This is a genomic window from Pantoea sp. RIT413, assembly GCF_003057675.2.
Lineage (GTDB): Bacteria > Pseudomonadota > Gammaproteobacteria > Enterobacterales > Enterobacteriaceae > Pantoea > Pantoea eucrina.
In genome coordinates this window covers 757,501-776,128 of the sequence record NZ_QBJB02000001.1, presented here as the reverse complement: position 1 = coordinate 776,128, position 18,628 = coordinate 757,501, and the positions used below count along the sequence as shown (strand labels likewise).

At 58.0% G+C, this 18,628-nt stretch carries 18 protein-coding genes; 5 read left to right on the top strand and 13 right to left on the bottom strand.

Annotated elements, in window-relative coordinates; all coding sequences use genetic code 11:
- Nucleotides 1-5: 5 nt before the first annotated feature.
- The 5 genes from artM to DBY66_RS03585 form a co-directional block, all read right to left on the bottom strand.
- The gene (artM, locus tag DBY66_RS03605; protein WP_094111973.1) at nucleotides 6-674 is read right to left on the bottom strand and encodes an arginine ABC transporter permease ArtM; all 669 of its coding nucleotides are present in this window, start codon (nucleotides 672-674) and stop codon (nucleotides 6-8) included.
- Nucleotides 675-677: 3 nt separating this feature from the next.
- Nucleotides 678-1,391 carry an arginine ABC transporter permease ArtQ gene (artQ, locus tag DBY66_RS03600; protein WP_071668669.1) on the bottom strand — a complete coding sequence of 238 codons (714 nt, stop codon included), beginning with the start codon at nucleotides 1,389-1,391 and terminating at the stop codon, nucleotides 678-680.
- A gap of 6 nt (nucleotides 1,392-1,397) precedes the next feature.
- The gene (gene artJ / locus DBY66_RS03595) at nucleotides 1,398-2,129 is read right to left on the bottom strand and encodes an arginine ABC transporter substrate-binding protein (RefSeq protein WP_071668670.1); all 732 of its coding nucleotides are present in this window, start codon (nucleotides 2,127-2,129) and stop codon (nucleotides 1,398-1,400) included.
- Between the two features lie 15 nt (nucleotides 2,130-2,144).
- Nucleotides 2,145-2,873: an arginine ABC transporter ATP-binding protein ArtP gene (gene artP / locus DBY66_RS03590; RefSeq protein ID WP_039383501.1), complete on the bottom strand. Its 729-nt coding sequence runs from the start codon at nucleotides 2,871-2,873 to the stop codon at nucleotides 2,145-2,147.
- A 236-nt stretch (nucleotides 2,874-3,109) separates the two neighbouring features.
- Complete coding sequence (locus tag DBY66_RS03585) at nucleotides 3,110-3,649, bottom strand: lipoprotein (RefSeq protein WP_094111971.1); 540 nt, start codon at nucleotides 3,647-3,649, stop codon at nucleotides 3,110-3,112.
- 109 nt (nucleotides 3,650-3,758) lie between these two features.
- On the opposite strand from DBY66_RS03585, the gene DBY66_RS03580 reads away from it, so the two are divergent.
- Both DBY66_RS03580 and DBY66_RS03575 read left to right on the top strand, forming a co-directional pair.
- Complete coding sequence (locus DBY66_RS03580) at nucleotides 3,759-4,079, top strand: heavy metal-binding domain-containing protein (RefSeq protein ID WP_039383506.1); 321 nt, start codon at nucleotides 3,759-3,761, stop codon at nucleotides 4,077-4,079.
- The gene (locus DBY66_RS03575; RefSeq protein ID WP_108569192.1) at nucleotides 4,079-4,903 is read left to right on the top strand and encodes an N-acetylmuramoyl-L-alanine amidase; all 825 of its coding nucleotides are present in this window, start codon (nucleotides 4,079-4,081) and stop codon (nucleotides 4,901-4,903) included. The genes DBY66_RS03580 and DBY66_RS03575 overlap by 1 nt, the downstream gene beginning before the upstream one ends.
- Nucleotides 4,904-4,906: 3 nt before the next feature.
- On the opposite strand, the gene ltaE is transcribed toward DBY66_RS03575, so the two are convergent.
- The 3 genes from ltaE to DBY66_RS03560 form a co-directional block, all read right to left on the bottom strand.
- Nucleotides 4,907-5,914 (bottom strand): low-specificity L-threonine aldolase, encoded by a 1,008-nt coding sequence (gene ltaE, locus DBY66_RS03570; RefSeq protein WP_104084715.1) that lies wholly within the window; start codon nucleotides 5,912-5,914, stop codon nucleotides 4,907-4,909.
- Nucleotides 5,915-5,981: 67 nt separating this feature from the next.
- The gene (poxB, locus tag DBY66_RS03565; protein WP_108569193.1) at nucleotides 5,982-7,703 is read right to left on the bottom strand and encodes a ubiquinone-dependent pyruvate dehydrogenase; all 1,722 of its coding nucleotides are present in this window, start codon (nucleotides 7,701-7,703) and stop codon (nucleotides 5,982-5,984) included.
- A gap of 113 nt (nucleotides 7,704-7,816) precedes the next feature.
- On the bottom strand, nucleotides 7,817-8,713 hold the full coding sequence (locus tag DBY66_RS03560; protein WP_071668675.1) for a lysine exporter LysO family protein: 897 nt from the start codon (nucleotides 8,711-8,713) through the stop codon (nucleotides 7,817-7,819).
- Nucleotides 8,714-8,854: 141 nt separating this feature from the next.
- Here DBY66_RS03560 and DBY66_RS03555 point away from each other — a divergent pair, with 141 nt between their 5' ends.
- Nucleotides 8,855-10,483 carry an ATP-dependent endonuclease gene (locus DBY66_RS03555; protein WP_108569411.1) on the top strand — a complete coding sequence of 543 codons (1,629 nt, stop codon included), beginning with the start codon at nucleotides 8,855-8,857 and terminating at the stop codon, nucleotides 10,481-10,483.
- Between the two features lie 77 nt (nucleotides 10,484-10,560).
- Here the strand turns inward: DBY66_RS03555 and cspD are convergent, their stop codons facing one another.
- Nucleotides 10,561-10,782 carry a cold shock-like protein CspD gene (gene cspD / locus DBY66_RS03550; RefSeq protein WP_071668677.1) on the bottom strand — a complete coding sequence of 74 codons (222 nt, stop codon included), beginning with the start codon at nucleotides 10,780-10,782 and terminating at the stop codon, nucleotides 10,561-10,563.
- Nucleotides 10,783-11,105: 323 nt separating this feature from the next.
- Here cspD and clpS point away from each other — a divergent pair, with 323 nt between their 5' ends.
- Nucleotides 11,106-11,426 (top strand): ATP-dependent Clp protease adapter ClpS, encoded by a 321-nt coding sequence (gene clpS, locus DBY66_RS03545; RefSeq protein WP_039385772.1) that lies wholly within the window; start codon nucleotides 11,106-11,108, stop codon nucleotides 11,424-11,426.
- 55 nt (nucleotides 11,427-11,481) lie between these two features.
- Nucleotides 11,482-13,761, top strand: coding sequence for an ATP-dependent Clp protease ATP-binding subunit ClpA (gene clpA / locus DBY66_RS03540; protein ID WP_108569194.1), 2,280 nt, complete (start codon nucleotides 11,482-11,484; stop codon nucleotides 13,759-13,761).
- Between the two features lie 90 nt (nucleotides 13,762-13,851).
- On the opposite strand, the gene infA is transcribed toward clpA, so the two are convergent.
- From infA to cydD, 4 genes are all read right to left on the bottom strand, one after another.
- Nucleotides 13,852-14,070 (bottom strand): translation initiation factor IF-1, encoded by a 219-nt coding sequence (gene infA / locus DBY66_RS03535; RefSeq protein ID WP_002211347.1) that lies wholly within the window; start codon nucleotides 14,068-14,070, stop codon nucleotides 13,852-13,854.
- A 346-nt stretch (nucleotides 14,071-14,416) separates the two neighbouring features.
- Entirely contained in the window at nucleotides 14,417-15,109 is a 693-nt protein-coding gene (gene aat, locus DBY66_RS03530) for a leucyl/phenylalanyl-tRNA--protein transferase (protein WP_104084718.1), read from the bottom strand.
- 32 nt (nucleotides 15,110-15,141) lie between these two features.
- The gene (gene cydC / locus DBY66_RS03525; protein WP_108569195.1) at nucleotides 15,142-16,857 is read right to left on the bottom strand and encodes a cysteine/glutathione ABC transporter ATP-binding protein/permease CydC; all 1,716 of its coding nucleotides are present in this window, start codon (nucleotides 16,855-16,857) and stop codon (nucleotides 15,142-15,144) included.
- Nucleotides 16,845-18,626 (bottom strand): cysteine/glutathione ABC transporter permease/ATP-binding protein CydD, encoded by a 1,782-nt coding sequence (gene cydD, locus DBY66_RS03520; RefSeq protein WP_108569196.1) that lies wholly within the window; start codon nucleotides 18,624-18,626, stop codon nucleotides 16,845-16,847. The genes cydC and cydD overlap by 13 nt, the downstream gene beginning before the upstream one ends.
- Nucleotides 18,627-18,628 lie beyond the last annotated feature (2 nt).

Here is an 18,628-nt window from a genome sequence, read left to right as displayed (position 1 = left end):
GGCGATTAGCTGCGCTGCTCAAATACCAGTGCGCGTTTCTCTATCAGCCGCATCAGCAGCGTCAGCGCGCCGTTAACCACCAGATAGATCAGACCCGCCGCCGCATAGACCGTTACGTCATAGGTGCGTCCGTAGAGCATCTGACCGTGGCCCATCACTTCCATCAGCGTAATGGTGTAGGCCAGCGAGGTGCTTTTAAACACCAGCACCACCTCGTTGGAATAGGAGGAGAGGGCGCGCTTAAACGCATAGGGCAGCAAAATACGCAGCGTATCTTTGCGGTTCATGCCGAGCGCGGCGCATGACTGCCACTGACCCGCCGGAATAGCGCGTACCGCACCATAAAATAGCTGGGTGGTGTAGGCGGCGCTGTTGAGCGAAAGCGCCAGCATCGCGCACAGCCAGGGCTGCGACAGCAGATGCCAGAGCCAGGGTACGCTCTGAATAGCGGGAAACTGGCCTGGCCCGTAGTAGATCAGGAAAATCTGCACCAGCAGGGGAGTACCGGTAAACAGCGTGATATAGCCTCTTACCAGCAGGCTGGCGACCGGGACTTTCAGCGCCAGCACGACAGTACAGAGCAGCGACAGCAGCAGCGCGGCCGCCAGTGAGGCCAGCGTCAGCGTTAAGCTGGTATGCAGACCTTTTAACAGTTCGGGTAAATAGTCGAGCATGCGTCAGGCTCCCCGCTCAAAACGCGTGGTGCGTAGTTCAATACGGCGTAAAATCGCCTGACTGAAGAGCGTAATCAACAGATAGATAGCGGCAGCCACCAGATACCAGGTAAAAGGTTCCTGCGTACGCGTAGCGATACTTTTCGTCTGCAGCATCAGGTCGTTAACGCTAATCAGCGACACCAGCGCCGTATCTTTCAGCAGCACCAGCCACTGGTTGCCGAGGCCCGGCAGCGCATGTCGCCACATTTGCGGCATAATCAGCCGGAAAAAGATGGCAGACTTTTTCATCCCCAGCGCCTGACCAGATTCCCACTGGCCTGCCGGTACTGCTTTCAGCGCACCGCGCAGCGTCTGTGATGCATAGGCGGAATAGAGCATAGCCAGCGCAATCACCCCGCAGAGAAACGGGCTGACATCAAAGTTCTCAATCTGCAGCTGCACCGGAATAGTCACCAGGCCCAGATTAAGACTGAAACCGTCAGAGAGCGTCAGCAGCAGCTGTGAGGCACCAAAATAGATAAAAAGGACGACCAGGATTTCCGGCAGACCGCGGATCAGCGTGACCAGCACGGTGCCGACCCACGCCAGCGGTTTTATGCGCAGCGACTCCCAGCCAGCAAACAGCATTGCCAGCACAAGGCCGGCGATCAGCGCACAAACAGCAAGGCCGACGGTTATCCCGGCGGCACTTGCAAGTGAGATCATTTCATTCATCAGAGATTACTGCTGGAACCATTTGCTGTAGATAGTCTTGTAGGTGCCGTCAGCTTTGATCTTATCCAGTGCCGCGTTGAACTTACCCTGCAGTTCAGCGTTGCCCTGACGCACGGCGATGCCCAGGCCGGTGCCAAAGTAATCTTTATCCGTGACCTTTTCACCCAGCGGCGCCAGCGTTGCGTTCTGCTTCAGCCACTCATTGACCACGGCGGTATCACCAAAGACGGCATCGATGCGGCCATTTTTCAGATCCAGTACGGCGTTCTGATAGCTGTCGTAAGGCACGATAGTAATGTCGCTATGCTTGTCAGTCAGGAACTTCTGGTGGGTGGTACCGTTTTGTACGCCGACGCGCTTGCCTTTAAGGGCAGCAACATCAGCCAGCTTGCCTTTCTGCGCAATAAAGGTGGCAGAGTTATCGTAGTAAGGCTTGCTGAACAGCACCTGCTTTTCACGTTCCGGCGTGATGTCCATACCGGCCATTACCGCGTCAAAACGGCGGAATTTAAGGCTGGGGATCAGGCTGTCGAACGCCTGATTAGTAAAGGTGCAGGTCGCATCCATCTCTTTGCAAAGGGCGTTAGCGAGATCGACATCGAATCCCTGAATTTTGTTCTCAGCGTCAACGAATTCAAACGGCGGATAAGAGGCTTCGGTAGCGAAACGCAGCGTCTGTGCAGCGGAAGCGCTCAGGCTCAGCGTGGTGAGCAGGGCAGCAAGTACAACTTTTTTCATTATTAGCATCCTGACTTAGTGCGAAAGATAGTGTGCAAACGCATCGGTTTGCGGCTGTGTAAAGCGGCTGGCATCACCCTGTTCAATGATGTGACCATTCTCCATATAGACCACGCGGCTGGCGGTTTTGCGCGCCACTTCTACCTCATGGGTCACAATAACCTGCGTGATCTGCGTCTGTGCCAGTTCACGAATAATCGTCACGATCTGCGCGGTAATTTCCGGATCGAGCGCGGCGGTGGGCTCATCGAACAGCAGCACCTGCGGCTCCATCATCAGCGCGCGGGCAATCGCCACGCGCTGCTGCTGACCACCGGAGAGGTGCAGCGGAAAACGATCGGCATAAGGCGTCAGGCGCAGGCGCTCCAGCAGCTTATCGGCACGCGCGCGCGCCGCCTCTTTTGTCAGGCCCAGCACCCGGCAGGGAGCCTCAGTGAGGTTTTGCATAACCGTCAGGTGGGGCCAGAGGTTATATTGCTGGAATACCATGCCGACGTTCTGGCGCAGCTCGCGAATCGCGCTGTCAGCAGGCGTTTTGGTAAAGTCAAACTGGTTGCCGGCAATCTGCAGCGTACCAGAACGCGGCAGCTCCAGCAGATTGAGTACGCGCAGGAGTGAGCTCTTCCCGGCACCGCTGGGACCAAGCAGCACCAGCGTCTCTCCCTGCGGACACTCCAGGTTGATGTCAGACAGCGCCTGATGGGCACCGTAAAAGCAGTTAATAGCGTTTAATTGAATACTCATGCGCGGAAAAATAGAGAGCAAATAGTGCCGCAAATCTTAACGTTCCCGGCATAGTTATGCAAATCGGGTGACTTAAAATTTATTAAACAGCGCATTACCCGCTCCGGTGCAGCAGAAAATTGTACGGCCTGCATCAGGCGTGGTTTGCGCGACTTTCACGCCTGACGTTAACACCGGTCAGGGGCTCTCTACCGATGTGGCACCCTAATGTGTGAGCAGGATAACAAAAAAATGCGCTATTTTTTCTGCTCCAGCAGCTGGCTGAGTGAGCCGCCACCGGCATGCGGCCACGCTGCCATATAGCGCACATCCTGCACCACCCAGCACTCGCCTTCGCGGATCATCAGCACCTCATCGCGCCACTGTTTATCACCGCGTGTCAGCGTAACGCGTAGCGGGATATTTCGCGCATCGCGATTGGGGATCGAAGAGGCGCTGTCAACCTCAGCAGCATCCGGCCCCTGCGCCAGGCTGGAAAAGAGATCGCCCTGACGCCACTCTGCCGGCTGATTGCGTTTTTCCCGCGCCTGCAGCAGCGTCTGATAAAGATGATCGCTCAGATAAGGGCGATATCTGGCCAGCAGCGCAGGGTCAGGCAGGCCTGCTGAGGGTGCCTTCACGCGTAAATCATAAAACTGTTGCGCCACGCTATCCGGCCCGCCATCGATACAGGACGCACTGCGCGGGCCATTATCCCTGATAACCGGCTCTACGGTGGTACAGGCGCTCAGCAGCGTTGCTGCTGATGCCAGCAGTGCAAGGGCTTTGATTCTCATCTCCGGTTCCTTATTGTTCTGTGGCAAAGCATGGGTTTTAGCATAGAGTATAGTCGTGCTTTTTCAGCACCATGTGTGCGGGTTCCATCGACATCTTCAGGAGATAACCATGAAATTTTCGACGACACCAACTCTGGAAGGCCACAGCATTACTGAATACTGCGGCGTTGTGACCGGCGAGGCGATTCTGGGCGCCAATATTTTTCGCGATTTCTTCGCCGGTATCCGCGATATCGTAGGTGGCCGCTCAGGTGCCTATGAAAAAGAGCTGCGCAAGGCGCGGGAGATTGCGTTTAAGGAGCTGGGCGATCAGGCGAAAGCGCTGGGCGCTAACGCGGTAGTCGGTATCGATATCGATTACGAAACCGTGGGTAAAGACAGCAGTATGCTGATGGTCAGCGTCTCCGGCACCGCCGTTATCGTGCGCTAATGCGTTTACTGCTGGTTACAGCGATGGCGCTGCTGCTCAGCGCCTGTCACTCCTCAATGGAAGCGCGTCAGGGTTACTGGGCCGATACCACTCATCCGGCGCAGGGGGCGCGACCGCGCATTAAAGTTGTAGTGATCCACTACACCGCGGACGATTTCTCCTCTTCGCTGGCAACCCTGACCGATCGGCAGGTCAGCGCACACTATCTGATCCCGCGCCAGCCGCCGCAGAGAGCGGGCAGGGGAGTGGTCTGGCAGCTGGTGCCGGAGCAGCAGCTTGCCTGGCATGCCGGGCCCAGTTTCTGGCGCGGTGCAACCCGGATTAATGACACGTCTGTAGGGATTGAGATAGTCAATGCAGGCTATCAGCGTACGCTAACCGGGCTAAGGTGGCAGCCTTATACAGCCGATCAAATCACCGTACTGGCGGCGCTGCTGCGCGATCTGCAGCAGCGTTACGCTATTGCGCCCGAAAATATCGTGGGCCACAGCGATATTGCGCCGCAGCGCAAGCAGGACCCGGGTCCGCTCTTTCCCTGGCAGCAGCTGGCCGCGCAGGGAAGCGGCGCCTGGCCCGATCCGGCGATTACTGCCCGTTATCTGGCGGGGCAGTCTGCCAGCACCGTTGTAGATCCGCAGCCGCTGCTGGCAGCGCTGCAGCAGTATGGCTATGACGTGGCGGGCGCGACAACGCCTGAGATGCAGCGCCGGCTGATTGCGGCCTTTCAGATGCACTTCCGCCCGCGCGACTACCGGGGCGTTGCTGACGCAGAGACGCTGGCGATAGCCCGGGCGCTGCTGGCACAGTATGGCGCAGCGCGCTAGCGGTCAGCCCGCTGATTGCAGAAACGCCTGCCAGCGTGCGACGACCTGCTGCAGATCGGCGCGGGACACATCGAGATGGGTCACCATGCGCGTCCGGGCGCCCACGCTGATAAGAATATCGGCGGCGTGCATCCAGCGCTGCAGCGCATCTGTCTGCTCTGGCGGAACCTGCACAAACAGCATGTTTGTCTGCTGGCTTATCACCTCCACACCCAGCGCGCGCAGCTGCTCTGCCAGCCACGCGGCGTTGTCATGATCCTCCTGCAGCCGGGTCACGTTGTGCTGCAGCGCATAGCGTCCGGCCGCCGCCAGAATGCCCGCCTGGCGCATACCGCCACCGGTCATTTTACGCCAGCGCCGCGCCTGCTCTATATAAGCGCTGTCGCCGCACAGCAGCGAGCCTACCGGCGTGCCCAGTCCCTTTGAGAGGCAGATAGTCAGCGTATCGCAGTAGCGTGCAATTTCTGCCAGCGTCACCTGCTGTGCCACCACGGCATTAAAGATACGTGCGCCATCAATATGCAGCGCCAGCCCGCGTTCGCGGGTAAAGTGCCACGCCTGCTCCAGATAGCTGAGCGGCAGTACTCTGCCGTGATGGGTATTTTCCAGACTCAGCAGGCGGGTGCGGGCAAAATGAATATCGTCCGGCTTAATCGCAGCGGCCACGTCCGCCAGCGGCAGGGTACCATCCTCCGCGGCAAGGATTGGCTGAGGCTGAATACTGCCCAGCACCGCCGCGCCCCCCGCTTCATATTTGTAGTTGTGCGCCTGCTGGCCAACGATATATTCATCGCCGCGCTGGCAGTGGCACAGCAGCGCCACCAGATTAGCCTGGGTGCCGGTAGGAAAGAACAGCGCGGCCGCTTTGCCGCTTGTCGCTGCCGCTTCGGCTTCCAGTGCATTGACCGTGGGATCGTCACGATAGACGTCATCTCCGGTGGCGGCGTTCATCATGGCGTCCAGCATCGCCGCACTCGGGCGGGTTACGGTATCACTGCGCAAATCGATCACGTGGCTCTCCTGAAAGAAAAAGCGGGCTGTTCGCCCGCATTATTGCCTGTCCGGCAGGAGCTTTGTTTTACCGCAGCCAGTTGGTTTTCGCCAGCTCGGTGATCTCATTGCCGCGTCCGTTGAGGATGGCGCGCAGCATATAGAGACTAAAGCCTTTTGCCTGCTCCGCTTTGATTTGCGGCGGCATCGACAGCTCCTCTTTAGCCGTATGCACATCCACCAGGACCGGGCCATCATGCGCAAAAGCCTGCTCCAGCGCCGCATTGAGATCTGACGCTTTTTCAACCCGGATACCTTTGATGCCGCAGGCGGCGGCAATCGCAGCAAAATCAGGATTTTCCAGGTCGGTGCCGTCGGTAAGATAACCGCCCGCTTTCATCTCCATTGCCACAAAGCCCAGCACGCTGTTGTTAAAAATCACCAGCTTAACCGGCAGTTTCAGCTGCGCTACCGAGATAAAGTCTCCCATCAGCATACTGAAGCCACCGTCGCCGCACAGCGCCACCACCTGACGCTCTCTGTTGATAGCCTGCGCACCCAGCGCCTGCGGCATCGCATTCGCCATAGAGCCGTGATTAAACGAGCCCAGCAGGCGCCGTTTGCCGTTCATCTGCAGATAGCGCGCCGCCCAGACGGTGGGCGTGCCGACATCGCAGGTAAAGATGGCGTCGTCAGCGGCGTAGCGGCTGATCTGTTGTGCCAGATACTGGGGATGGATCGCCTGGTTGTCGTTTGCGGTTGCCAGATCGTCCAGGCTCTTGCGGGCGTCAGCGTAGTGCTCCAGCGCACGATCGAGATGATGGCGATCGTCATGCATCTCAAGCTGCGGCAGCAGCGCCTGGATCGTGGCTTTAACGTCACCTACCAGTGGCATATCGACATGGCTGTGCGCCCCCAGGCTGCCGGGGTTGATATCGATCTGAATGATACGCGCGCTGGAAGGATAGAAGGCACGATAGGGGAATTTCGTGCCGAGCAGGATCAGGGTGTCGGCATTCATCATGGCGTGATAGCCGGAAGAGAAACCAATCAGCCCGGTCATACCAACATCATACGGGTTGTCATATTCGATGTGTTCTTTGCCGCGCAGCGCATGCACTACCGGCGCCTTAAGCCGTTCCGCCAGGGCGACAACTTCAGCATGGGCACCGGCGCAGCCGCTGCCGCACATCAGCGTAATATTGCCCGCGCCGTTAAGCGTTTCCGCCAGGGTAGCGAGCTCCGCTGCGGCCGGCACGACCTGCGGCAGCTGCGGCGGATACCATTCGCTGCGTGCACTTTTCGGGGCGGGCTGCAGCGCCACGTCACCCGGCAGGACAATCACAGAGACCCCGCGGTTGAGGATCGCTTTACGCATGGCGATGCCCAGAACCTGCGGCAGCTGCTCCGGATTAGAGACCAGCTCACAGTAGTGGCTGCATTCGCGAAACAGCTCCTGCGGATGCGTCTCCTGAAAATAGCCGCTGCCAATTTCGCTGGAAGGAATATGCGCGGCAATCGCCAGCACCGGCACATTGTTACGATGGCAGTCAAACAGCCCGTTAATCAGGTGCAGGTTACCGGGACCGCAGGAGCCGGCGCAGACCGCCAGCTCGCCGCTGATTTGCGCTTCTGCACCGGCGGCAAACGCGGCCACCTCTTCATGTCGCGTTGGCATCCATTCAATCGTACCCATGCGATTCAGGCTGTCACTCAGGCCGTTAAGCGAATCACCGGTTACGCCCCAGATACGTTTTACGCCTGCGCTCTCCAGCGTTTGTGCCAGCAGGGCGGCCACAGTTTGTTTCATCATTTGCTCCTTTCTGATGGGGGGCCATCTATGCTGATGGCAAAAATCTGTCAGTCAGAAAGCGTAGACGAAGCCGCTGCGCGCCAGCCGTGAAAAAGTGCGCTGCAGACCCGTCAGGCGGAAAAAAAGGCGATCAGCACCGGGGCCAGCAGGCTCATAATAAAGCCGTGCACGATGGCTGCAGGGACGATCTCCATGCCGCCGGCGCGCTGCAGAATCGGCAGGGTGAAATCCATGGAGGTGGCACCGCTCAGGCCCAGCGTCATACTGCGGTGCCGGGTAATAAGCAGCGGGATCAGCATAATTGTGATCAGCTCACGCAGCAGATCGTTAAAGAACGCTGCGCTGCCGATAACGGGACCAAACGCGTCCGTCATCAGAATGCCTGAAAGCGAATACCAGCCAAAGCCGCTGGCCAGCGCGAGGCCGGTTTTGAGCGGCAGTCCAAGGCAGACAGCGGCGAGTGCGCCTCCGGCCAGTGCGCCAGCCAGCGACACGGCCGCCACCAGCGCACCCCGCCGGTTAAGCGTAATCTGCCGCAGCGTCATGCCGCTGCTGCGCAACTGAACGCCCACCAGAAACAGCATCAGGATCAGGGCATATTCGCTGACGGTGGCCGCATGGCGCAGCGGAGCCCACTGCGTCAGGCCGAGCAGAAATCCGCCCAGCACCGAGCCGCACAGCTTGAGTGAGTCCAGCGCCATCGCGAGACGCGACGGCAGCGCCTGCGCTTTATGCTGATGCCGCCACGGCAGACGCTGCTCAAGCAGCCAGAACGCCAGCAGCGAACAGGCGAGAATCAAGAGACCAGAGATAAAAGCGGTATAAAAAATGGTGAGCAAATTCGTGCTGAGATTATCAAGAAATGCCAGACTCACGCCCATAAAAAACAGAATGATATAGACCAGCGCACTGAGCAGCCGTGCCACCGCGCGTAGCAGTACCGGCTGCTGCAGATGCAGCAGATAACCAGCGATCAGCGGCAGCAGAATAATCATCAGACCATACATAGCGAACATCCGTCCGTGGGAAAAGGACGCCACGCTAATCAAAAAAGCGCACGCTGTAAATCACCGTCTGCGGATAATCTGCGCCTTGACCCATACGCCACCGTACACCATGCTCAGGCAACCTCTGTACAGGATAACCCTATGATTCTGGATCATATTGATATCAGCGGCTTTCGCGGCATTAATCAGCTCTCGCTGCCGCTTACGATGACGAATCTTCTGATAGGTGAAAACGCCTGGGGCAAATCAAGCCTGCTGGACGCGTTCTCACTCATGCTGGATCCGGCCAGCGCGCACGCCACCCTCAGCGAAGAGGATTTCCATTTCCCCGCCGCGGCCCCCGCGGCACGCTGGCGCACACTACAGATAGTGGTGCGCTTTCGCGCCTGTGAAGCAGAGCGGGAAAACACCCTGCTGCAGCCTTTCTGGCAGCACGATGAGCAGGGGAGTTATCTGCGCTTTAGTCTGCGGGCTACCTGCAAAGCGGACGGCGTGAAAAGCAGCTGGCGTTTTATTGACGCGCGTAATCAGCTGCTGGCAGCGGAGCCGACGGCGGCGGCGATAAGCTGGCTGCGGCAGCACCATCCGGTGCTGCGTTTACGCGATGCACGGTTCGGACAGCGCCATCGGACGCATGAACCAGGCGGTGAGGGTCGGGATCCGGGTCTGCAGGCGCTGCAGAGCGTGTTACAGCAGCTCAATCGCGCGGCGGGCGGCCGGGCGGTGAGCGATGAGGTGCTGCTGCGGGGCGTACAGACAATGCAGCAGCTGATGGCGCACTATTTTCTCGTTCAGCAACCCGGCGTCAGTCACCCGCGAATGGCACCGGAACTGCGCGACGGCAGCGCAGGCTGGCAGGCGCTGGATGCGCTTAACCGGCTGCTGGCGGGGGCTAGTGCAGAGCATCGTCGCGAGGTGCAGCTGCGGCTGCTGGCACTGCTGCCCGGCAGCAATGCGCTGCCAGACGGCGCCCAGCCTGTTCTGCTGGTCGAGGATCCTGAAACCCGGCTGCACCCGATAATGCTTTCGGTTACCTGGAATTTACTGACGCTGCTGCCGCTGCAGCGGCTGGTCACCACCAATTCAGGTGAACTGGTTTCCCAGACGCCGCTGGAAAACCTCTGCCGTCTGGTGCGTGAAGCGAGCCGCGTAGCGGCGTGGCGTATCGGCGAAGCGGGGCTGAGCGCCGAGGATCATCGCCGCATCGCGTTTCATATTCGCGTTAATCGACCCGCCGCGCTGTTTGCCCGCTGCTGGCTGCTGGTAGAGGGCGAGACGGAGGTGTGGATCGTTAACGAGCTGGCGCGACAGCAGGGCGATCATTTTGCCGCAGAAGGGATCCGGGTGATCGAGTTTGCCCAGGCAGGCCTGAAGCCACTGCTGAAATTTGCCCGGCGTATGGGAATTGCCTGGCACGTATTGACCGATGGCGATGAGGCAGGAAAGAAATATGCGGCGACCACCCGCAGCCAGCTGCTGACCCACGAAAAGGAAGAGGTGCACCTGACGCAGTTTCCGGCAGCTGACATTGAACACTTTCTCTATCAGCACGGATTCCGCGCGGTCTATCATCAGATGGCGCACCTGCCGTTAAACATTGCGATGACGCCACGGCGTATTATTACGCAGGCGATCCATCACAGCTCTAAGCCTGAGCTGGCCATTGCCGTGGCGCTGGCAGCCGGGGAGCGCGGTCCGCAGGCGATTCCGCCGCTGTTCAGAGCGCTTTTTAGTCAGGTGAAAATGCTGGCACAGCGGCGTGCAGGATAGGATGAAAAGTAAAATGCCAGCGTTACCGGCTGGCATTTCAGGGGCGGAGTGGTCAGAATAACCGCGCGCTGCGCCGGTCAGGAATGCAGCGACGCCTCACAGGGGACAATCAGACTGGCATGGTTGCCTTTTGGCCCTTCGTGAACATCAAACTGAACGTGCTGACCCGCTTTAAGCGTTCTGTAACCCTCCATCTGAATGGTGGAGTAGTGCGCAAAGATGTCATCGCCACCGCCAACCGGACAAATAAAGCCGAAGCCCTTGGCGTTGTTGAACCATTTAACAGTACCCGTCTCCATGCTTTTACTTCCCTCGCAAGACATTCTGATAAGTAGGTGAGGTCATCGCAGCTGTGAGTCGAGGTTGTTTAAAACTCAATCAGCTTGTGCATGTAGAATGTAGAGAAACGGACCTTATCGTCAAGCAATCGACCCGGATGCATGGGCAGAAAATCACCAAAATTTGAGGCAGTTAACGCTATTGAAAATTTTGTGATACAGGTCGCGCATCTGCTTTTCGTACCGATAGCAGCGATAGCAAACCCGGCTTGACAGACGTGTTAAACTTCAGGTTACTGCAGGCTAAAATGCATGACCGCAACGCAGAATTCCAATGGACGATTATGGCAAACACAAACGACTGGCTTAATTTTGAACACCTGGCCGAAGACAAAGTACGTGAAGGGTTAAAGCCGCCTTCAATGTATAAAGTCATCCTGAATAATGACGATTATACACCTATGGAATTTGTTATTGACGTTCTGCAAAAGTTCTTTTCTTATGATATTGAACGCGCCACGCAACTGATGCTGAAAGTTCACTATCATGGAAAGGCAGTCTGCGGTGTTTTCACCGCTGAAGTAGCAGAGACAAAAGCTGCGCAGGTGAACAACTATGCCAGAGAGAATCAACATCCTTTGCTGTGTACGCTGGAAAAAGCCTGAACCTGTCTCCATATAGGAAACAGGCAGTCAGAGCGATAATTGGGGGAGGTGCCAAATGCTCAATCAAGAACTGGAACTCAGTTTAAACATGGCTTTCGCCAGAGCGCGCGAGCACCGTCACGAGTTTATGACCGTCGAACATCTGTTACTGGCACTGCTCAGTAACCCGTCGGCCAGAGAGGCACTGGAAGCCTGTACGGTGGATATTGTGGCTCTGCGTCAGGAACTCGAAGCCTTCATCGAACAAACCACGCCGGTGCTGCCGGTCGGCGAAGCTGAGCGCGATACGCAACCTACGCTCAGCTTCCAGCGCGTGCTGCAGCGGGCGGTATTCCACGTTCAATCTTCCGGTCGCAGTGAAGTTGCAGGCGCCAATGTCCTGGTTGCCATTTTCAGCGAGCAGGAGTCGCAGGCGGCTTATCTGCTGCGCAAACATGAAATCAGCCGTCTCGATGTGGTGAATTTCATCTCTCACGGCACACGTAAAGATGAGCCCGGCCAGTCGCAGAATAACGCGGACAATCCGGTCAATGAAGAGCAGGCAGGCGGGGAGGAGCGTATGGAGAACTTCACCACCAATCTTAACCAGCTTGCTCGCGTTGGCGGTATCGACCCGCTTATCGGGCGTGAAAAAGAGCTGGAGCGCGCCGTGCAGGTGCTGTGCCGCCGGCGTAAAAACAATCCGCTGCTGGTGGGTGAATCGGGCGTAGGTAAAACCGCGATTGCTGAAGGGCTCGCCTGGCGTATTGTGCAGGGTGATGTACCTGAGGTGATGAAAGAGTGCACTATCTATTCACTGGATATCGGCTCTCTGCTGGCGGGCACCAAATATCGCGGCGATTTTGAAAAGCGCTTTAAAGCGCTGCTCAAACAGCTGGAGCAGGATAACAACAGCATCCTGTTTATTGATGAGATCCACACCATCATCGGTGCCGGTGCAGCATCGGGCGGGCAGGTGGATGCCGCTAACCTGATTAAGCCACTGCTCTCCAGCGGTAAAATCCGCGTGATGGGTTCCACAACCTATCAGGAGTTCAGCAATATTTTCGAGAAAGATCGCGCACTGGCGCGCCGCTTCCAGAAAATTGATATTACTGAGCCTTCGGTTGAAGAGACCGTGCAGATCCTCAACGGACTGAAGCCGAAATATGAAGCGCATCATGACGTGCGTTATACCGCGAAGGCGGTGCGTGCCGCGGTAGAGCTGGCGGTCAAATATATCAACGATCGTCATCTGCCGGATAAAGCCATTGACGTCATCGATGAAGCGGGCGCGCGGGCGCGTCTCGTGCCGGTGAGCAAGCGTAAGAAAACCGTTAACGTATCCGATATTGAATCGGTTGTGGCACGGATTGCACGTATACCGGAACAGAGCGTATCGGCCACCGATCGCGATACGCTGAAAAACCTGGGCGACCGCCTGAAAATGCTGGTATTTGGCCAGGATAATGCGATTGAGGCACTGACCGAAGCGATTAAAATGAGTCGCGCTGGTCTGGGTCAGGATCGCAAGCCGGTCGGCTCCTTCCTGTTCGCCGGTCCGACCGGGGTAGGTAAAACAGAAGTCACCGTGCAGCTGGCGAAAGCGCTGGGCATTGAGCTGCTGCGTTTTGATATGTCGGAATATATGGAGCGCCATACGGTCAGCCGTCTGATTGGCGCACCTCCTGGCTATGTGGGCTTTGACCAGGGCGGTCTGTTAACGGATGCGGTGATCAAGCATCCGCACGCTGTGGTGCTGCTGGATGAAATTGAGAAAGCGCACCCGGATGTCTTTAACCTGCTGCTGCAGGTTATGGATAACGGTATGCTGACCGACAACAACGGGCGTAAAGCGGACTTCCGTAATGTGGTGCTGGTCATGACCACTAACGCCGGCGTACGCGAAACTGAACGTAAGTCAATCGGTCTGATTCAGCAGGATAACAGTACGGATGCGATGGAGGAGATCAAAAAGATCTTTACGCCAGAGTTCCGCAACCGTCTCGACAACATTATCTGGTTCCGTCACCTCTCTACTGAGGTGATCCATCAGGTCGTCGATAAGTTTATTGTTGAACTGCAGGCGCAGCTGGATGCGAAGGGCGTCTCACTGGAAGTGAGCGACGACGCGCGCGACTGGCTGGCAGAAAAAGGCTACGATAAGGCGATGGGCGCGCGTCCGATGGCGCGTACGGTTCAGGAAAGCCTGAAAAAACCGCTGGCCAATGAACTGCTATTTGGTTCGCTGGTGGATGGTGGCTCTGTGTCAGTGGCGCTGGATAAAGAAAAAAACCAGCTTACTTATCACTTCCTGAGCGCAGAGAAGCGCAAAACGGAAGGCACTGTGCACTAATGCCAGGGCAATAAAACAAAAGGCCGGATAATTATCCGGCCTTTTTTTTTGCGGCTGGAAACTTAACCAGCCCGCGACGTGTGCAGCAGCTTAGCGACTGCGGAAGACAATGCGGCCTTTGCTCAGGTCGTACGGGGTCAACTCTACAGTGACTTTGTCACCCGTCAGGATGCGGATATAGTTTTTGCGCATTTTACCGGAGATATGAGCGGTAACCACGTGCCCGTTTTCAAGCTCTACGCGGAACATGGTGTTAGGTAACGTATCCAGTACGGTACCCTGCATTTCAATATTGTCTTCTTTGGCCATCGAATCCTCTGGGTGAACTACCAAACTGTTGAACCGGCAAGATAATGCCGAATTCCATGATTTATGTAAAGAAACGTTGGCTGTTTTTGCCAACGCTTCGCCGTGCGTCGCGCTGTCGCGCGTGCAGTACGGATAAATTCGGGTGTTGTTGACGTCTGCGGGGGATTAGCGGGCTAAGAATCTGCAGCAACCGGCCCGGCTGGGGTGGATGAAACAGTTTCAGGAAACAGGTGAGATTCCCAGCCTGGCAATTCCGGCTCGCCACAGCGAAGCGCGGACGACATACCAAACTCGCTTATTGTATCACTTTTATGTGGATTTGTGTGCAAAACATCTGCGGAGAGGGCTAAAAAAGGGTCTGCGTCTGCCAGCATCCTTCAGCAACCGGCTGCCACGCCAGCTTTTTTAGCTCCTGCAGATAGTCAGCGCGCGGAATTTCCGTTGCGCCGAGCGATGCCGTATGGGGATTAAGCACCTGACAATCGATAAGCCTGCCCTGATGAGCCCGGAAGTGCTGCGAAAATACCCACAGCGCGGTTTTTGAAGCGTTTTCCTGCCGGCTGAACATCGATTCTCCGCAGAACATCTGGCCGAGCGCCAGACCGTACATACCCCCGACCAGGCTGTTTTCATGCCACACTTCAACAGAGTGCGCATGCCCCAGTTCATACAGGCGCAGCCAGGCGCGTTTGACCTCAAAGGTGATCCAGGTTCCCTCCTGACGTCCGGTCGCGCAGCCTTCAAGTACCTGTGCAAAGGCGTGGTTCATGGTCACGCGATAGGGAGAGCGACGGTGAAAACGCGCCATGCTCCGGCTGAGATGAAAGGCGTCTGGCATCAGCACGGCCCGCGGATCGGGCGACCACCAGAGAATCGGATCGCCGGGCGAAAACCAGGGAAAAATACCGTGCTGGTAGGCGTTAATCAGACGTGCAGGCGAGAGATCGCCGCCCATCGCCAGCAAACCGTTTGGTTCGCGCAGCGCCATTTCCGGCGGCGGGAAGTGCAGTGAATCACGTGAAAGTTGTACCAGTCTCATGGCATCAGCTACTCAGAAGCGTCATCTCCAGACTATAACGCAAAGCGCTGACGGAAACGCCAGTAGCGACCCGCTTTTGAGATTAATACGTCATGAGAACCTGATTCCACAATGGCGCCCTGATCCATGACGCAGATGCGATCCATCTTCTCCAGACCCTGCAGGCGATGTGTCACCATAATCAGCGTCTTACCCTTGCTGACCCGCAGCAGTAATTGCAGAATGTGCTGCTCGGTCGTGGCGTCCAGCCCTTCAGTGGGTTCATCCAGCAGCCAGAGATCGCCGTTGTGCAGCAGGGCGCGGGCGATGGCCAGCCGCCGCAGTTCGCCGCCGGAAAGGGGTCTGCCGCCTTCACCCATCCAGCTATCCAGTCCGCCAGGCTGTTCAGCCAGAAAGCCGAGCCCGACCTGTGTCAGAGCGGCTGTCAGCTCACTGTCGCTGGCCGTGGGGCGCGCCAGTAAGAGGTTGTCCCGCAGCGTCTGGCTGAAAAGATGCACGCGCTGCGTCACCACGCTGATACGCTGCCGCAGGCTGGTCTCATCCCACTGTGAGAGCGGAGTATCATTAAGCTGAATACTTCCCGCAGTGGCTTCCCGGCTGCGGGTGATAAGCGCCAGCAGGCTCGATTTACCGCAGCCGGTCGGGCCGAGCAGAGCGATACGTTCGCCTTGTCGCAGCTGCAGTGAAAAATGCGCTAATACCGGCTCCGGGCGCTGCGGATAGCTAAATGAAACGTTATCCAGCGTGAGGCTGATACCCGGCGCCGTATTCGGCATGGCTGGCGGAAAATGGATGGCAGGCGGCTGATCGATAATCTCCTGCACGCGCCGTGCGGCGCTGCTGACCTGCGCCAGCGGCAGAAAAGCGCCGGCAACCGGTGCCAGCGCTTCAAACGCCGCGAGGCCACAGAACAGAAACAGCGCAATCGCTGCGCCCCCGACAGAAGCAGCTGACACCCACAGCAACAGCGTTACGGTCAGACCGGCTATCAGCAGCAGCAGGCTCTGCGCAAACGCCTGCAGGTGATGCTGCTGTTGCTGCGCGCGCTGCCACTGCTGCTCTGTGCTGTCCAGCCGCTGACGCCAGGCCGTCGCTGCACCATAGATTTTTAGCTCAGCCTGAGCCATGAGCCAGCCAGCAAGCTGCAGCCGCCAGCTCGCCTGAGAGCGGGCGATACGCGCGCCGGAAGCCTGACCAAAATAACAGAAGAGGGCGGGCAGCAGCAGCAGGGTCAGCAGCATGCTGCCGCCTAAGAGCAGCGCCAGAGGCAGGCTGAGCAGAGAGAGACTGCAGGTTACGACGATAATGACCACTGCCGCACCGGCCAGGGGCGAAATAATACGCAGGTAGAGATGATCGAGCGTATCGACATCGCTGACAAAACGATTCAGCAGCTCGCCATGACGAAAGCGCGATAGCTGCTCAGGTGCCAGCGCCATCAGGCGGCTGAAGGTGTAGACACGCAGATGCTGCAGCACCCGGAAAGTGGCGTCATGACTGACAAGACGCTCAAAATAACGCGCGGCGGTGCGTATAATCGCGGCACCGCGCACGCCTGCCGCCGGCAGCATATAGTTGAAGGCGTAGAGCCCGGCCAGCCCTGCCAGCGAGGAGGCAGCCAGAAACCAGCCCGAGAGCGTAAGCAGGCTCACACTGGCAAGCAGGGTGAGGATAGCCAGCGCGATCCCCAATCCCAGGCGCCAGGGGTGCTGCCGGAACAGACGCAGAAAAGGCATTATTGAGCGCACAGTGAAACCTCCTGCTGACGTTGCCGTATCATCTCCTGCAGCAGCCCGGGCTGCCTGCTGAGCTGCTGCCAGCTTCCCTGCTGTACCAGCGCACCCTGCTGCATGACCCACACTTCATCCCACTGCGCCAGATCGTGCAGCTGGTGCGTAATCATTAACGTTGTCTGCTGCCGTGCCGCCTGGTTAAGCGCCTGCATGACGTGATATTCGCTGGTGCTGTCCAGACCTGAACCCGGTTCATCCAGCAGCAGCAGTTTTGCCGGCTTCAGCAGCGCACGGGCAACCGCAATCCGCTGAGCCTGACCAACAGAAAGCCCGACACCATCCTCGCCAGTCGGCGTATCCAGCCCCAGCGGCAGGCTCGTCAGAAATGCGCTTACGCCAGCCTGGGCTAATACAGCCTGCAGTCTGCTCTCCTCAACGGGTCGATCCGGCATCAGGTTATCGCGCAGCGTTTGTGCAGGCAGCTGCGGATTCTGTCCCACCCAGGCAAGCTGCCGCTGCCACTCTGCACGATCGATATGGCGCAGATCCACGCCATTGGCCCGCAGCACGCCCTGCCAGGGCAGAAAACCGAGCAGCGCGTTCATCAGCACGGTTTTGCCTGCGCCGCTTTCACCGAACAGCGCGACCCGGCAGCCTGCGCGCAGGGTAAAGTTAAGCGGCTGCGTCAGCGCGTGGCCGCCAGGACTCATTACCACCAGATCCTCTGCGGTCAGCGTCAGAGGAGCCTCGTCACACCACGGGCGAACTGGCCCCTGTGGCCGGGCATCCGGTGTCGCCTGCAGAAACGTTTCCAGCGCATCTGCTGCGCCTGCCGCCTGCGCTTTGGCGTGATAAAAGGTACCCAGATCGCGCAGCGGCTGGAAAAACTCCGGCGCAAGGATTAGCGCAAGAAAGCCGGCAAACAGCGTTACGCCAGTACCATAATGACCAAAATTAAATTCGCCAAGGTAAGAAAAACCAAAATAGACGGCGACAACGGCAATCGCCAGCGAGGCGAAAAATTCCAGCACCGCCGAGGAGAGAAAAGCGAGGCGCAGCACGTCCATTGTCCGCTGCCGAAAGCTATCGGTGCTGGCGGCAATAGCCTGCTTCTCAGCCGCTGCACGGTGAAACAGCCGCAGCGTGTCGCGTCCGCGCAGACGATCGTAAAAATCGCCGCTCAGGCGCGATAGCGCGAGAAAGTTACGCCGGCTGGCGTCCGCTGCGCCCATGCCCACCAGCGCCATAAATAGCGGGATCAGCGGAGCGGTGACCAGCAGGATCAGCCCTGCAGCCCAGTTAACGGGAAACACAGCTAGCAAAATTGCGCAGGGAATAGCAACCGCCAGCGTCATCTGTGGCAGATAACGCGCATAATATTCCTGCAGCTGTTCAATCTGCTCAAGCAGCAGCGTTGACCAGCTGCCGGCAGGTCTGCCCTGTATCCAGGCCGGTCCGAGCGCATCGATGCGATCAAGCAGCTGGCGCCGCAGCGCCCGCCGGATGGCGAGACCGGCGCGGAAGCCTGCCATCTCCCGGCCATAGTTAAAGCTGGCACGCAACAGAAAACAGAACAGCAACAGCAGAAACTGAGTGACCAGCGACGAGCGGGGCCAATCGGAGACAACCAGCTGCTGCAGTAGCGTAGCCATCAGCCACGCCTGGGCGATAAGAACGAGTGCGGAGGCAAAGCCGCATAGCGCAGCCAGCCGCAGGGCGGTAGCGCCGGAGGCCCGCTGCTGCCGTAACCAGCCCAGCAGGCGCTTTTGCCGTGATTTATTCATAC